Below are 14,101 nucleotides of genomic sequence, written 5' to 3'. Positions count from 1 at the left end.
AAAGCCAAAAGACCCAGAATCGCTCCCAGATAAATCAGCGGCTCCACCTGAAAACCCTTCACAAGCATCACATAATGAACCGCAGCCAGCACAGCGGCAGGATAGATCACCTTGTGAAGCCGCGAGCTCGAACAGGATCTTTGCGCAGAGGTCTTCCAGCGGCATTTCCAGATAGTGCTTGTTCATGACCAACTCCTCGGTTTCTCGGCGCAGTAACATGCCGCGCGCGTCAAGATCCCGGCGCAGACGCCGGGCGTTGGCCTCGAACACCTGCCGCAGCAGGTGGCTTTCCCGGAACTTGCCATGGCGATAGCGGGAAAACGTCGAGTGATCCGGGACCTTCCCTTCCAGTCCAAGGCGGCAGAACCAACGGTAGACCAGGTTCAGGTGTACCTCGTCGCACAGGCGGCGCTCAGACCGGATGCCCATGACGTAGCCGATCACCAGCATCCGAATGATCAACTCGGGATCGATGGAGGGGCGGCCGAGGTGACTGTAGAACGGGCGCAGCGCATCCCGAAGGTTATCGCCATCCAGGAGCAAATCGATCTCTCGCAACATGTGGTTGGCGGGGACGTGTCGTTCCGGATCGAAGTCGTGGAACAGCTGCGCCGGTGCCTCTTGCCTGCCCATCATCCCGATATCCTCCCATCCACTCATAACTGAGTGCATCGAAAGACTTGCAGCAGCGCAACACGGACTTTTTCAACGGAATCGGCGGACAGCCGACCTTCGCCGCGGGGCACGCCGAGGTCCGATTTCGCGGACCTTCCTGCCGTTCGCTGCACCTACACCACAACGACGGAGAGGGCGCAGAATTGAACCGGTTTTCCTCCCTCCGGGAGCCTCCTCCGCCGATACCGCCGGGTTCGGCGAGCATTGCTCTACTCCAAAGAGCACGGATGCAAGATGCATCTTTGCACGCATGGATTGTGTGGTAGGCTCGCACCAGAAGTTGCTTCATTGATTGTAGAGGGAAGTCCATGGCCCAGCGATTGCACTTCAGGGGCGCGCTTCGAGTAGGCACTGCCCTCCTGCTCATGACGTCGGCATCCGCGGCCAGTGCGGAAAATGCGCTGCGGGATGGCTCGGTCCTGCCGCTGCCGCCGGCCCCTTTCGAAGGGGTCATCACGGAAACCTTCGAGGGCTCGACCCAGGACTATCCCCAGCCGGTAACGCCGCCCGAAGGGGCGCCCAACGTCATTGTCGTCCTCATCGACGACCTCGGATTCGGCCAGCCCGGCACCTTCGGCGGGCCGGTTCCGACCCCGGCCATGGATGCCCTTGCAGAAGAGGGCCTGCGCTTCACGCGGTTCCACACCACTGCAATCTGTTCGCCGACGCGGGCAGCTCTGCTGACCGGTCGCAACCACCACCAAAGCGGCTTTGGTACGATCACCGAGCTCTCCACCGGCTATCCGGGCTATGACAGCATCTGGCCGCGTTCGACAGCCACAATCGCGGAGATCCTCAAGGATCATGGGTACTCGACCGCAGCGTTCGGCAAATGGCACAATACGCCGGATTGGGAGACCTCTCCGATAGGGCCGTTCGATCACTGGCCGACCGGGCTGGGCTTCGAATACTGGTACGGTTTCCAGGGCGGCGAGACCAGCCAATGGGATCCACAGCTGTTCCGGAACACGATCCCGGTAGAGCCGGAGATCGGCCCGGAGGAGGGCTACAACCTCAACGTCGATCTGGTGGACGACGCGATCGCCTGGCTCGACCGTCAGCAATCCATCGCGCCGGACAAGCCCTATTTCATGTATTTCGCGCCGGGCGCGGTGCATGCCCCGCTGCATGTCAGCCAGGAATGGATCGACAAGTTTTCGGGCCAGTTCGACCAGGGCTGGGACAAGGTCCGCGAAGAGACGCTCGCCCGTCAGAAGGCGATCGGTGTCGTCCCCGAAAACACCGACCTCACGCCGCGCCCGGAGCAGATCGAGGCCTGGGAGTCACTCGACGCCGACGCGCAGCGGCTCTTCAGCAGGCACCAGGAGGTGTTTGCCGGATTCCTGGCGCAGACGGATTATGAAATCGGTCGTCTGATCGACAAGGTCCGCGCCCTGCCCGGGGCCGACAATACGCTGATCATCCTCATCGCAGGCGACAACGGCCCCAGCGCCGAGGGCAGCCTCACCGGCACGCTGAACAACATGATGACCCAGAACGGCGTTCCCGACACGGTCGAGGCGCAGTTGCCCGAGATAGACGAGATCGGCGGCCCGCTGCATGAAAATCACTACCCCGTCGGCTGGGCCTGGGCGGGATCGGCGCCGTTCCAGTGGATGAAGCGCGTGCCCTCGCATTTCGGGGGCACCCGGAACGGCATGGTCATCAGCTGGCCCGCGAAGATTGCCGACACTGGCGGCATCCGGACACAGTTCCATCACGTCGTGGATATTGCCCCCACGATCCTCGAAGCCGCCGGAATTCCCGAGCCCGGAGTGGTCAACGGGGCCGAGCAGATCCCCATGGCCGGCGTCAGCATGGACTACAGCTTTGACGATGCCGAAGCGCCCGGAACACGGCACACGCAGTATTTCGAGACCGGAGGGCACCGTGCGCTCTATCATGACGGCTGGGTCGCCGCGTCGTTCCACGGCGCCCCCTGGGAGCTGACCGGCTCGGTGGGTTTCGACGACAGCACCTGGGAACTCTACAACATCGAGGAAGATTTCTCGGAGGCACATGACATCGCCGCCGAAAATCCCGAGAAGCTCGCCGAGCTTCAGGCGATGTTCGACGAAGAGGCCCAGAAGTTCCAGGTCTACCCGCTCGACGACCGCTTCTCTGATCGCGCCCTGAACCCCGAGCGCCCCTCGGTCACCCGCGGGCGGGACTTGTTCACCTATGCTCCTGGCACGACACGCGTCCCGGAAGGCAGCGCGGCTCCAGCCTATCAGCGCTCCCATACGATCACCGCCGAAATCGAGGTGCCCGAAGGAGGCGCAAGTGGCGTGATGATCGCGAACGGCGGGTCAGCGGCCGGATACGCGCTGTATCTCGAGGACGGCGTTCCGGTCTATGAATTCAACTTCTTCGGCAAGGAGCTCTACCGGGTTGCGGGACAGACGCCGTTGGAGCCGGGCGAGCACAGCGTAACGATGGTCTATGAACAGCGTCCTTTTGAGCCAGGGAAAGAGGTCACGGGCGGCACGGCCACCCTTCTCGTTGACGGTGTCGAGGTTGCAAGCGGAGACATCGAGAAGGTCGTGCCGTCCCGCTACTCTGCAACCGAGACGCTGGACATTGGAATGGACCTCGGTGCAACGGTCACTCCCGCCTATAGGGAGGATGCGCCATTCGCATTCACCGGCACGATCAAGCAGGTGACCGTGGAATTGCAGTAGCGTCAAATTCGGGCCGTAGCGGAAAGGGCAACGGCTCAGCCGCGGCCCAGCCAACGACGGGCATGGCGCAAGACGCGTGGAGATGACACTGCTTCCGATCGGATGCCGTGGTGGTCCAGAGCTGCCAGGGTTTTCATTTGGCTGTGCCGAACGGCTTAACTACCGCGCCACAAAAATTCACCGGAAGAGAGCGCTCGCGCCGACGACAAGTCTGGGTTGGCTCTGCGGCTCGGAGTGTCAGGCACGAAGTCTTGGTCCTTCATGAGCCGGGATTGCCACGGCAAGTGAAAGTTCCGGCGGGCGCCGTAGAACTGGGCCGCGCGCGAAGTCGCGAACTTCTGCGGAAACGCCAGATCGAAGTCGGTGGCCATCGCTGTGTCGATGATGTCGGAAATGTCGGTGACCAGATCGTCGGGCGCGCCCAGGGCGCGCAGGTCGAGCACGGTGCCGGTGCTGGACCGCGCATAAAGCTTGACCAGCACCGCGGCGGCATTGGCAATGTGGTGATCAGAGGCGGATGGCGGGGCTTCCCGAAAATGAAACCCGTCCTTCGTCGTCCAGGCCGCCCCTTCCCCCCGAACTTCTTCTTCCGAAGCCACCAGGTCCGGCGCGCTATCGTAGACGGGAAAAGCGTCCCGCACCTGCCGCGCCATACTCTGAAGCGGTTGGCGGCCAGCGCTTCGATTTCGGTTTCCGATCACGTCATCCAGCAGATCGATCTCGTCGACTGTGGTCGTCGTCATCCCTGGGACAAGGCGAACCGCGTGCGTAACTTCCTCATCCAAGTTTTCAAGTTTTACATTCCCAAGGGATTGATTTCGAAGAATTTCGCCGAAGACGTTATCAAGAAGCCCCGACCAAAGGGCGCCCCAGAGGCATATCGGACATGGACGTTCGAAGAGGTGCAAACCGTCCTCGATGCAGCGTCGCCTCAGCTAAGAGCCGCTTTGGCTACGATCTTTTGCACTGGGCAGGATCCGACCGATGCCTTGGAGTTTCGCAAGGATCAGGTGGACGATGGCGTGATTTGGAAAGGCCGAAATAAAACCAATGTCGGTGCAGCAATCCCGATTGGCAGCGTCTTGGTATCTGAACTCGCAAGGGTGCCTGCGCACGATGCGCCTACACTTCTCGCCAGCTCGAAAGGTACGCCTTGGACCTACGACGGTTTCGCCAGCGCCTGGCAGCGACTTCGGACAAAGCTCGAAAAGGATGGAAGGGCCGCGCCAGGTCTAACTCCGAAGGGGCTGCGGCACACGACGGCGACACGGCTTAGGGAGGCAGGGCAGGACGAACGTGAAATCTCTGATCTGCTTGCTCAATGTAATGGGACAGGGATATCTGCAGTAAGCCGGAAGACCTCGGGCCAAGCCGGAAGAACGCGGAAGAGCACTAAAGATCAGGCCCTTACGAGGTGCCAGGCCGAAGCAACAGCATGGTGAGGCTTGTCCTTCAGTAGGCCGATCCTTGGCGCCTACGGGGTGGTTGGCCTTAATCCGGTCGCGGCGTGATGAGCCGCTTAAAACCCATGTTAACAAGGGTGTTGGGGCTGACAACGCGCGGATGCAGGCGGATGGCCAAGCCCCGGAACATGCAAATGCGAGCGCAAGTTTGTCGAACCTCTTGCATGTTCCGGAAATCCCTTTGCACCTAACAGCTTACCGTTTGTCGATCCGGCGAGGCGCAGGTCGATAACATGCAACAGAAATACCCGTCCCCGCCTAGGAGACTACCCCGCGTGTCGAACCTGGGCGGGCATGACCGGTTGCTCCTGGAAAAGAGGTATCTGCTCTGCTTCTCCCTTGCCGCCGCCGAACGAGAACAGGAACTGGCGTTGACGAGCCAACTCCCTAGGATCCAAGAACGCTGATTTCTGCCCCGGTCGCCGGCGTCCAGCTGCCGCTGCCGTGACGACGTCGAAGAGGAAGGGAACTCGGATCGAGCTTCCGCCAAAGATCTCTTCGATCGACAGTATCTGAACGGCTGGGTATTCGCCGAAGTCCGTAAGGATCTTCCCAGCATGCCTTGCCTCTTCCAGCATTCCCTTCGTTGCAGGTTCGGCGCATACGAACACCGCTATCGCGTTCGGATCCTCGGTAAAGCGCCTTTCTCTTTCCAAGGTTCCAACGAGATCCCGGATCATCCCAGGGTTCAAGTTTCTGCCGCCCTTTACAGAGATGATCCCTCGGCTCTTGGCCTCGTCCTTGCCAGTGAGAAAGTAGAATGTGCCGTCGACACCACCGTCGCCCCGGAACTTGCCGGAGTGCATACCTCCAATAACATTGACCGCCCACTCTTCGAACTTGAAGGGGTCGTTCTCGGCCAGCCACTTCGCCCCGCTCACGCTGGTCGGGAGGCCAAAGACATCGTAGTCGATCCTTGAGAACGAGTTTTTCAGTCGATCCTCCACGACCCGCATCGCCTGAACGGCGACATCGATGCCAACCCACTGCCGGCCAAGCTTCTCCGCGGCATGCAAGGTCGTTCCGCACCCGCAGAAAGGATCCAGCACAACATCGCCTTCTCGGGATGACATCGAAATGACCCGTTCCAAAAGAGAGAGTGGCTTCTGCGTCGGATATCCTAGGCGCTCCTGGGCCTGAGAATTCAACGGCAGAATATCCGTCCAGACATCGGAGAGGGGCAGGCCCTTCATTTCGTCGAGGTATCGCTTGAGGCGCGGAACCTTTCCTGGTCCGCTTTGGTGGATCAGGCCCGCTTCGTGGGCCGCTTGCATTCGTTCTTTCGTCCAACGCCAGACCCGTCTGACGCCAAGGAACTCATAGTCGAGGTTCGGTCTGTTCTTGTTGGGATTGAGCAAGTTATCGAGAGAATAGCGGCGTCCGCCTTCATCGGTGTAACAGTACTTTTGGGACGTTTTCTTGGGCAAGTCGTCAGGATCATATGGTGAATAGATGGCATCGTCGTTCCACGTCGACTGATCAGACTGGCGGTAGGCGAGCAAGAGGTCGTGCGTGTTGGGAAGACGCTTCTTCATGAGCGACTTTCCCGTGTTTCGCTGCCACACGATTTCGTTCTGGAACCGTGTCGGCCCGAAAATCGCGTCCATCACCACTTTGAGGTAGTGGCTCGCCGTCGGATCACAATGCAGATAGATCGACCCTGTGGGCTTAAGCGCTCGCTGCAACTCGACGAGGCGCGCGGCCATCATGGTCAAGTATGCCAGCATGTCATTCTGGCCGAGCATCTTGTGCATGGCGAGCATAACGTCCGATACGCGACCAGCTCCGAACGTCAAACTCTCGAAGGTTTCTTCTGCGGCGTCTCCCCAAGTCCAGGTATCTTCAAAGGTCGCAATCTGGGCGTCCGACCAGCGCTTTGGATCGGGCGACCGGAAAAGGAGATTGTAGTTGGCATTCGAGTTAAAGGGTGGATCCAAGTAGATCAGATCGACGCTTTCGTCGGGGATGTATTCCCGCATAATGTGCAGGTTATCACCGAAATAGAATGCATTCTTCATGTCTCGCCCTCCTGGCCCCCCAGGCAGCTTTACAAAACTCAGTCGCATCGAAGGGCTTGGGACAAGAAAATTGCAAAACCGCGGGCAGAAACACCCGCAAGAATTGAAGTATGGGGACTTTTGGCAACGTTATCGGGGCGAATGATTGGCTAGATCGCCGACCGGAAGGTCCGCGTCAGCCGCCTTTGCTGAACCTGTTCGGTCTTCCCCCAGCATTCCTTGCGCCACACGTCATCTTCACGGCGAAAGGGGATTCTTCCCAGGATCATCCTGCGCTACGCTGGCCGCGACGATGTCTGCCTCCCTCCCAAGGAGCCACCCCATGAAACTGATTGCTGCCGCCCTGGCTCTCCTCCTCCCCGCCCTGCCGGCCGCGGCCCAGGAGACGGACTATCGCGTCCTGCGGCTGGCACAGGAGGCTGTGGAGAACGGTTGGGAAATCACCGACGAGGCGGACCTCTGGACCGCCTATGCCGAAGCCAACGGGATCGAGGCCAGCGAAGAGGTGATTGAGGGCCACCTCCTGGGCACAGCCAAGGCAAGCCGTCGGAGACCATCGTCGGAGACCAAGAACCTCGCTCAGCAAGTTCTTCGAGCCTATGTTGACTTCGAAGCTTATGCGTTTGGTGAAGAATTCACATATCAGGTTAGAAACCGGATACTGGTCTGCGGTGTCTACACTCCGACAGCCGACACGCGCGATGCGGGGATAATCATCCCGTATCAGGTGAACCTCTTTCGGATCGGCGAGGACCTTCGGGCGATGGGCGTCAGGACTGGCGACGACGCAAAGTCCCGCTGCGATTTTGGGACAAATTGACCGTCACCGAGGGGATCACTCCTCCGCAGTATGCCCCCACCAGACAACCTTGCCGATCACGTTGATCGTCGGCCAATTTTCACGGTTGATGACTTCTGGTGGAACGTCTGGATTGTCCGAGATCAGGAGTAATGTATCCTTGATCTGTGCAAGGCGTTTCACGCGAGCGCCGTCCTCGGTCGTAAAAGCGTAAATTGGGCTCCTGCGGCCCTTGAATTGGGCCTGTCGCTGAGGGATCTCGCGACGCGATCTATCAATCAGAACCATGTCGCCGGGCATGATCGTCGGCATCATGCTCTCGCCCATCTCACCATCCGCAATACGCGCCAAGACTGCATCTGAGGCACTTACGCCGATGCGCTTCAGCCATGCCTTTTTGAAGGCGAGGTGATCCGTGATCGGCTCGGTCCCGTTGAACGCGCCGCCCCCTGCCGAGAGTGTCGCCTCGTGTAGAGGGATCTGCGCGTAATCACTACCATCCAAGGTCAGATGCTCGATCGGTCCAAGCTCACGCTTTGGCCCGATGTAGAACTCTAAGCCGAGAAGATCACAGATTTCCTTGGCTCGGGTTATCCTGGGCACCGCTCTCTTGTCGTCGTCGCGAACGACAGAACGTATCGCGTCGACAGGAAGGCCTCCCTCCTTCTCAACAGCAAATGCGTTTTTGTTCAGCGCCTTAAGCTGCTGCGCGACCACATCCGCAAAGGTTTTCCCAAAGTCTTCCATGGATCGGGACAGTGCCCGAAAACATCACCTTTGACAATCGGGAAGAACCCATCTATAGGATTTGGGATAAACCCAGTTTGGAGGGTCGGGATGAACACAGGCATGATCATCAAGCAAGCAGAGGCGTACTGCGCCCACACAGGGCGAACTCTCTCCACAGTCGGCTCGTATGCAGTGCGCGACGGAAAGTTCTTTGAGCGGTTGAAAGGTGGTGGAGGCTGCACGCTCCGAACTGCTGACCGCGTTGTCATGTGGTTCTCCGACAACTGGCCCACCGATCTGGAATGGCCTTCTGATATTCGTCGGCCGGACAGGTCTCGAAAGGCGGTCGCATGATGCCGCACGGTTGGTGGATCCTGCCGGGCGTCTTTGCCGGCCTCGTGCTGTGGATCCTGATCTTCAAGCTGGCGGGGGTGCTGTGATGTCGAAGCCCCAAACCTACACCGGCTTCACGCTGAGCCTGTCCGTCGAGTTCCTTACGGAGGAAGGCAAGTCCTTTGCCGAGTGCTACGGGCTTTGCGCACGGGTCAGCGATGCCCACGGCTGGCCCGTGCCCGACGAGGACGGGGCGAAGCTCCTCCTTATCGACCTGATCGACGAGAAGATCCGGTTGCTGAGCCAACGGCGCCGCGACCTGATCGCTGAGACCGGGGCGGAGCCTGTTTCACCCGGTGCTGTGGATCCTGATCTTGAGGCTGGCACGGGTGCCGTGATGGGGCACTCGATGGACGATGCGCTGAAAGCTGTCCTGAAGATGGTGTGCTCAGCCGAATGCCACTGGGAGGAGCTTTCGAAACTCATCGCAGAGCGCCGCCGACAGAACGTTGTTCAGGGTGGCGATGACCGCAAGCTGGCCGCCGCGATGGCGTTCTTCATCCGCCGAATTCCGCTTCCTTTCAGTCGCGAGACCCAGAGATGAGCGCCCACGCCTCCCTTGCAGCGTGGTCTACGGCGCCCGTCGAGCTCCTGTCACCTGCGGCCGCGAGAAGCAGCTCCTCCATGATGCTGTCGAGCGTGACCTCTTTTCCTTCTGCAATCAGCAGCAGGACCGCTTCTCCGATGCGCATGCGCTGGATGTCCGGCAGCGTTGCGATGGCGGCCATCATTTCGTCGAGCGTGGAATACGTTTTCTTGTCGTTCGGCTTCTTCATTCGAACAGTCCTTGGGTGGCTTGGGTACTCAGGGGCTCAGGTGGCGGGGGGTGCTGGTTACACCTCCCGTCGCTGCAAGGCCGACATTTCGCGTCGTCACCTTCTGTTGCCTCAGAAGGGGATGAAGGTGCTGGGGAGCGCTCCTGCGCTCTCCGGCACCGCCAGAATGGAGCGGCTCTCATACCACAAAATCTGGGGGTGCGCATGACCTTCCGAGATACTCATCCTTTCCGCTTCGATCCTCCTTCGGCCGTCCTCCCGGCCGATGAGGGGACCGAGCCTGCCAGGTCGCGCGTCGTGCCCGCGATCCGCGCGGCCTGGCACCGGATTTCCGCATTCTCCCGCTGGGTGGATGACAGCTTGGTCGGCGACCTGATCGGCGTGGCCTGCATCTTCATCATCCTGGTTACGGGGCTGTTCATGGGGGTGATTTACCAATGACCAAGACCGTCAACCCGATAGCCGAGGCCATAGCCTTCCGCGTCTGGCAGCATTGCGAGCCGATCGGCTGGAACTGCACCGTCGCGGAAGCGGCAGAGGCGGTCGATGAGCCCTTGGGCCGCGTCAGTCGGATCATCGGGCACAAGGGCTGGGGCACCCGGTTCCGGTCAACGCGGACGGATACCTCTGCCGCGTTCGAGGTCGAGGCGCAGCGCTGACCATGCACGCGGCCTCTCTGCTTTCCCCTCGTCTTGTCCGTGTCCGCCGGCTTCTGGCCGATGGCAAGCCGCACACGACCCGGGAGATCGTCAGGAAGGCCGAGGTGATGGCGGTGAATGCCTGCGTCGCGGAACTGCGCCAGCACGGCGCGGTGATCATTTGCGAGCAGCGGCGCGTCAACGGCGTCCGCCGCTTCTACTACACGATGACGAAAGGCCCTGCCGAGAATGGCTGAACTTCTGACCACGATCACCGAATTGCCCGTCGCCGATATCGAAATCGGGCAGCGCCTGCGTCCGGCAAGCGAAGCGGGCGTGCAGGCGATCATCGCTTCGATCGGCGAGTTGGGCGTGATGAAGGACCCCATCCATGTGCGGCGGCTGAAGGATGGCAAGACCAGCCTGCTGGCGGGCCTGCACAGGCTGACCGCCGCGCGGGAACTTGGCTGGGAGACGATCAAGGTCGCCTGCTGGCGCTGCAACGACGATTTCGCCCGGCTGATGGAAATCGACGACAACCTGGCGGGCGCCGAACTGACCGCCCTGGATACCGCCGTCTTCCTGGCCGAGCGCAAGCGGGTCTACGAGAAGCTGCATCCGGAGACCAAGGCTGCCGCCTTCAAGGGGAACCAGCATACAGGAAAGTTGGCCGCGGACACGATGTCCGTCGCCACTTTCGCGGCGACAACCGCCGAGAAATTCGGGATCACCGAGCGCCACGTCCGGCGCATGGTCGCCGCGGGCGAGCGCCTGGCGGGGGACGAGGTGTCGAGGCTGCGCAAGGCCGCGCGCCCGGTCGGCCTGAAGGATCTGCAGGTCATCGGCACGCTTGGGCCGACCGAACGCTATGCGGTGGTCGATGCCCTGGCAGAGGGCAAGGCCAAATCCGCCGCGAAGGCCCTGGCGGCCGTGAAGGCACCGGCCAATTCCACGCCCCCGGTGGATCCGCACGAACAGGCCTATCTGGACCTTTGCAGGGTATGGAAGCGGGCCTCTGCCGTGGCGCAACGCCGGTTCGCCGATGAGTTCGGCCACGAGGTCGTGGCGCTGATCGCGCGCCACGGGGTGGCGGCAGAATGAAGGATTTCGCACCCCTCAAGGAATGGTGGACAGTTGCCGAGCTGGCCGAAGCCCGGCTGCCCGATCTGCCGGCAACCCGGCAGGGGATCGAGGCCGTGGCCAAGTCGCAGGACTGGCGTGCCCAGCCCGGCCGCGCCCGGCGCCGCCAGGCCCGGGGCGGTGGTTGGGAATACCAATGGCGGCTTTTGCCGGTCCGTGCCCAGCGACAGCTGCTGGCCGGGGCTGGCGAGGAGCCCGATGTCTCGAAGCCGGGCCTTGATCGCGACGCGTGCTGGCGCTGGTTCGAAGCCCTGCCGGACGCCACCAAGAAGGCGGCCGCAGATCGGCTTGCCGTGTTGAGGGAGATCGAGGGCCTTACCCCGGTTTCGACCAAGTATCTGGCCGTCGCCATGGTCGCGAACCGGATCGGCAAGAGCGAGCGCACGATCTGGAACTGGTTCGGCCTGGTCGAAGGTGTCGATCCGGCGGACTGGCTGCCGTATCTCGCCCCGCGACACAGGATGGGACATGCGACGGGCCAGAAAGCGCAGGCGTCCGAGCAGTTCTATGAATGGCTGCTGGCCGATTTCCTCCGGCTGGAAGGGCCTAGTTTCCGATCCTGTTATCGACGGGTGAAGCGGCTCTGCAAGCAGCATGGCGTCGCTGCACTCACGGAGCGGACCGCCCAGCGGTGGCTGGACAACAAGGTTCCCCTGGTGACCCAGGTTTTCATGCGGAAGGGCGAGCGCGGTCTGATGGAGTGCTTCCCGCCGCAGATCCGGGACCGGTCCAGCCTGTCCGCCCTGGAAGGCGTCAACGCCGACTGCCACAAAATCGATGTCTTCGTCACTTGGCCCGGCTTCGACAAGCCGATCCGGCCTCAGATCGTGGCGTTCCAGGACCTGTATTCCGGCAAGATCCTGTCCTGGCGGGTGGATGTCGACCCGAACAAGGTCGCTGTCATGTCGGCCTTCAAGGACCTGCTGCAAACCTGGGGCATTCCCGTAAATTGCCTTTTCGACAACGGCCGGGAGTTCGCGAACAAGTGGCTGACCGGCGGCGCACCGACCCGGTTCCGCTTCAAGGTCCGCGAGGAAGAGCCACTGGGTGTCCTGGCGCTGCTTGGGGTGAAGATCCACTGGGCCACGCCCGGCCACGGTCAGGCCAAGCCGATCGAGCGTGCCTTCCGCGATATTGCCAGCGACGTGGCCAAGGATCCGCGCTTTGCCGGGGCCTATGTTGGCCATAGGCCAGACGCCAAGCCCGAGAACTACATGTCCCGCGCAGTGGAGCTGGAAGATTTCCTGGCCGTCGTCGCGGAAGGGATCGCCGAACACAATGCCCGGCAAGGCCGGCTGAGCGCCACCGCCGAAGGCCGCAGCTTCGACGAGACCTTCGCCGAGAGCTATGCCCGGGCACCGGTCCGGAAGGCCACCGACGAGCAGCTGCGGCTTTGCCTGATGGCCCAGCAGGTCTGCAAGCTTCACAAGTCCCACGGCCGCATGACCCTGCACAAGAACGGCTATTGGTCGGACTGGATGAACGAGCTGGCGGGCCAGACGGTCGTCGCACGGTTCAATCCCGAGGACCTTCATGCCGGGGCATATGTCTACAGCCTTTCCGGAGAATTCCTGGGCTACGCGGCATGCCAGGAGAAGTCCGAGTTCTTCGATCTTGCCTCTGCCCAGGCAGCCGCCAAGGAGCGGAGCCGCCAGCTGAAGGCACAGCGGCGCGCCGCCAAGGCGCTTCGCCCGATCTCCGTGGGCGGACTTGCCCGCGATCTGGACAAGCTGCCGAAGCGTGCCGAGGCCCAGGTGGAGGCCAAGGTCGTCAAGCTGGCCAACCTGGAAGAGATCCGCCGGCTGGAACAGCGCCAGAAGGGCCCGCTGATCGCGCGGCCGCTGGCCACGCCGCAGACCACGCCGGAGCAGGACGCGCAGCTTCTGGACTTTGCTGAGAGCTTCGGCGCCCGAAAGGCAGAACCGGTGCCCGCCCAGGAAACCGCACGCGAGCGCTTCTTCCGCGCCCGCGAGATCGAGGCGAGATCCGAGGCGGGCGAGCCCGTCGGGCGCGAGGAAGCCGCCTGGTACCGCCGCTATTCCGAGACCCCCGAATACCGTTCCAGCCTGACGATCTTCGACAGGTTCGGGGCCGACAGCATCCGGTGAACCTGCCCTTAAGCAGGCCCTTGAAGAGGAGAGCATATCGATGAAACACGACCGAGCCGGCAGCTTCACCCCCGGCGTCGCGCCCTTGCGCAACGTGATGCTGCTCAACGAGCTGATCCACCGGGTGAACGACCGGGACCCCGATCTGCCCGGCATGGCCTGCTTCTATGGCCCCTCCGGTTACGGCAAGACCACGGCCGCGACCTGGAACGCGAACGAGACCAGCGCCTACTGGGTCGAGATGCGTGAAAGCTGGACGCGGAAGACGCTGTTCCGGTCAATCCTGGCGAACATGGGGATCGAACCGCGCCGGACCATCCCGGAGATGTCCAGCCAGATCTCGCGCCAGTTGGCTGTCACCGGGCGCCCGCTGCTGATCGACGAAGCCGACTACCTCATGAAGAACAAGATGATCGAGCTGGTCCGCGAGCTGTTCGAGGACAGCAAGGGCACGATCATCCTGATCGGCGAGGAGCGCCTGCCGCAGAACCTGGCAAAGCTGGAGCGGACCCACAACCGGATGCTGGATTGGGTCGCGGCGGAGCCTGCAGACTGAACCGCCCCGGCTTGCCCGGAGAGCGTTTCGTTCAACGCGTTATGCGACCTTATCCATAGCTTCGATTTGTTCAAGACATCGCCGCTCGGCCTCGGCTGGCGGCATGTAGCCGATTGAGCTGAGAA

At 61.7% G+C, this 14,101-nt stretch carries 15 protein-coding genes; 10 read left to right on the top strand and 5 right to left on the bottom strand.

Annotated features, from left to right (window positions below; translation table 11 throughout):
• A partial coding sequence (locus tag FQK05_RS26325) for a transposase (RefSeq protein WP_233270691.1) occupies window positions 1-636 on the bottom strand: 636 nt, incomplete at its 3' end.
• Between the two features lie 347 nt (window positions 637-983).
• Here FQK05_RS26325 and FQK05_RS25655 point away from each other — a divergent pair.
• Complete coding sequence (locus FQK05_RS25655; protein WP_158972410.1) at window positions 984-3,356, top strand: arylsulfatase; 2,373 nt, start codon at window positions 984-986, stop codon at window positions 3,354-3,356.
• Window positions 3,357-3,511: 155 nt separating this feature from the next.
• Here the strand turns inward: FQK05_RS25655 and FQK05_RS25650 are convergent, their stop codons facing one another.
• Window positions 3,512-4,099, bottom strand: a complete 588-nt coding sequence (locus tag FQK05_RS25650) for a hypothetical protein (RefSeq protein ID WP_158972408.1) — start codon at window positions 4,097-4,099, stop codon at window positions 3,512-3,514.
• 21 nt (window positions 4,100-4,120) lie between these two features.
• Here FQK05_RS25650 and FQK05_RS25645 point away from each other — a divergent pair, with 21 nt between their 5' ends.
• Window positions 4,121-4,798 carry a tyrosine-type recombinase/integrase gene (locus FQK05_RS25645; RefSeq protein WP_158972406.1) on the top strand — a complete coding sequence of 226 codons (678 nt, stop codon included), beginning with the start codon at window positions 4,121-4,123 and terminating at the stop codon, window positions 4,796-4,798.
• Between the two features lie 287 nt (window positions 4,799-5,085).
• On the opposite strand, the gene FQK05_RS25640 is transcribed toward FQK05_RS25645, so the two are convergent.
• The gene (locus FQK05_RS25640; protein WP_158972404.1) at window positions 5,086-6,837 is read right to left on the bottom strand and encodes a site-specific DNA-methyltransferase; all 1,752 of its coding nucleotides are present in this window, start codon (window positions 6,835-6,837) and stop codon (window positions 5,086-5,088) included.
• A 322-nt stretch (window positions 6,838-7,159) separates the two neighbouring features.
• On the opposite strand from FQK05_RS25640, the gene FQK05_RS25635 reads away from it, so the two are divergent.
• Window positions 7,160-7,657 carry a hypothetical protein gene (locus FQK05_RS25635; protein ID WP_158972402.1) on the top strand — a complete coding sequence of 166 codons (498 nt, stop codon included), beginning with the start codon at window positions 7,160-7,162 and terminating at the stop codon, window positions 7,655-7,657.
• A gap of 15 nt (window positions 7,658-7,672) precedes the next feature.
• On the opposite strand, the gene FQK05_RS25630 is transcribed toward FQK05_RS25635, so the two are convergent.
• Window positions 7,673-8,383, bottom strand: coding sequence for a S24 family peptidase (locus FQK05_RS25630; protein ID WP_158972400.1), 711 nt, complete (start codon window positions 8,381-8,383; stop codon window positions 7,673-7,675).
• 421 nt (window positions 8,384-8,804) lie between these two features.
• Between FQK05_RS25630 and FQK05_RS25625 the strand changes: the two genes are divergently transcribed.
• Window positions 8,805-9,302 carry a hypothetical protein gene (locus tag FQK05_RS25625; RefSeq protein ID WP_158972398.1) on the top strand — a complete coding sequence of 166 codons (498 nt, stop codon included), beginning with the start codon at window positions 8,805-8,807 and terminating at the stop codon, window positions 9,300-9,302.
• Here the strand turns inward: FQK05_RS25625 and FQK05_RS25620 are convergent.
• Complete coding sequence (locus tag FQK05_RS25620) at window positions 9,280-9,534, bottom strand: hypothetical protein (RefSeq protein WP_158972396.1); 255 nt, start codon at window positions 9,532-9,534, stop codon at window positions 9,280-9,282. The two genes, FQK05_RS25625 and FQK05_RS25620, sit on opposite strands and share 23 nt — an antisense overlap.
• Window positions 9,535-9,738: 204 nt before the next feature.
• Between FQK05_RS25620 and FQK05_RS25615 the strand changes: the two genes are divergently transcribed.
• Genes FQK05_RS25615 through FQK05_RS25590 form a run of 6 tightly spaced genes read left to right on the top strand, consistent with a single transcriptional unit; the run spans window position 9,739 to window position 13,976 of the window.
• A complete protein-coding gene (locus FQK05_RS25615; protein WP_158972394.1) occupies window positions 9,739-9,975 on the top strand; it encodes a hypothetical protein in 237 nt (78 codons plus the stop codon).
• Window positions 9,972-10,193: a hypothetical protein gene (locus tag FQK05_RS25610; protein ID WP_158972392.1), complete on the top strand. Its 222-nt coding sequence runs from the start codon at window positions 9,972-9,974 to the stop codon at window positions 10,191-10,193. Before FQK05_RS25615 ends, FQK05_RS25610 begins: the two co-directional genes overlap by 4 nt.
• Before the next feature lie 2 nt (window positions 10,194-10,195).
• The gene (locus tag FQK05_RS25605) at window positions 10,196-10,429 is read left to right on the top strand and encodes a hypothetical protein (protein WP_158972390.1); all 234 of its coding nucleotides are present in this window, start codon (window positions 10,196-10,198) and stop codon (window positions 10,427-10,429) included.
• Window positions 10,422-11,273 (top strand): ParB/RepB/Spo0J family partition protein, encoded by an 852-nt coding sequence (locus FQK05_RS25600; RefSeq protein ID WP_158972388.1) that lies wholly within the window; start codon window positions 10,422-10,424, stop codon window positions 11,271-11,273. The genes FQK05_RS25605 and FQK05_RS25600 overlap by 8 nt, the downstream gene beginning before the upstream one ends.
• Window positions 11,270-13,420, top strand: a complete 2,151-nt coding sequence (locus FQK05_RS25595; RefSeq protein ID WP_158972386.1) for a transposase domain-containing protein — start codon at window positions 11,270-11,272, stop codon at window positions 13,418-13,420. Before FQK05_RS25600 ends, FQK05_RS25595 begins: the two co-directional genes overlap by 4 nt.
• A gap of 40 nt (window positions 13,421-13,460) precedes the next feature.
• Window positions 13,461-13,976 carry an AAA family ATPase gene (locus tag FQK05_RS25590; RefSeq protein ID WP_158972384.1) on the top strand — a complete coding sequence of 172 codons (516 nt, stop codon included), beginning with the start codon at window positions 13,461-13,463 and terminating at the stop codon, window positions 13,974-13,976.
• Window positions 13,977-14,101: the final 125 nt, after the last annotated feature.

Origin of the sequence: Chachezhania sediminis (genome assembly GCF_009765275.1) — a bacterium.
Lineage (GTDB): Bacteria > Pseudomonadota > Alphaproteobacteria > Rhodobacterales > Rhodobacteraceae > Chachezhania > Chachezhania sediminis.
The sequence above is the reverse complement of the archived record's forward strand: the minus strand, read 5'-3'. Positions and strand labels throughout refer to the sequence as shown.

Coding starts and splice junctions, on each gene's coding strand:
- FQK05_RS25620 (WP_158972396.1), bottom strand. CDS start 9,534: ATGAAGAAGCCGAACGACAAGAAAACGTATTCCACGCTCGACGAAATG.
- FQK05_RS25610 (WP_158972392.1), top strand. CDS start 9,972: ATGACCAAGACCGTCAACCCGATAGCCGAGGCCATAGCCTTCCGCGTC.
- FQK05_RS25605 (WP_158972390.1), top strand. CDS start 10,196: ATGCACGCGGCCTCTCTGCTTTCCCCTCGTCTTGTCCGTGTCCGCCGG.
- FQK05_RS25630 (WP_158972400.1), bottom strand. CDS start 8,383: ATGGAAGACTTTGGGAAAACCTTTGCGGATGTGGTCGCGCAGCAGCTT.
- FQK05_RS25590 (WP_158972384.1), top strand. CDS start 13,461: ATGAAACACGACCGAGCCGGCAGCTTCACCCCCGGCGTCGCGCCCTTG.
- FQK05_RS25640 (WP_158972404.1), bottom strand. CDS start 6,837: ATGAAGAATGCATTCTATTTCGGTGATAACCTGCACATTATGCGGGAA.
- FQK05_RS25625 (WP_158972398.1), top strand. CDS start 8,805: ATGTCGAAGCCCCAAACCTACACCGGCTTCACGCTGAGCCTGTCCGTC.
- FQK05_RS25655 (WP_158972410.1), top strand. CDS start 984: ATGGCCCAGCGATTGCACTTCAGGGGCGCGCTTCGAGTAGGCACTGCC.
- FQK05_RS25600 (WP_158972388.1), top strand. CDS start 10,422: ATGGCTGAACTTCTGACCACGATCACCGAATTGCCCGTCGCCGATATC.
- FQK05_RS25635 (WP_158972402.1), top strand. CDS start 7,160: ATGAAACTGATTGCTGCCGCCCTGGCTCTCCTCCTCCCCGCCCTGCCG.
- FQK05_RS25595 (WP_158972386.1), top strand. CDS start 11,270: ATGAAGGATTTCGCACCCCTCAAGGAATGGTGGACAGTTGCCGAGCTG.
- FQK05_RS25650 (WP_158972408.1), bottom strand. CDS start 4,099: ATGACGACGACCACAGTCGACGAGATCGATCTGCTGGATGACGTGATC.
- FQK05_RS25615 (WP_158972394.1), top strand. CDS start 9,739: ATGACCTTCCGAGATACTCATCCTTTCCGCTTCGATCCTCCTTCGGCC.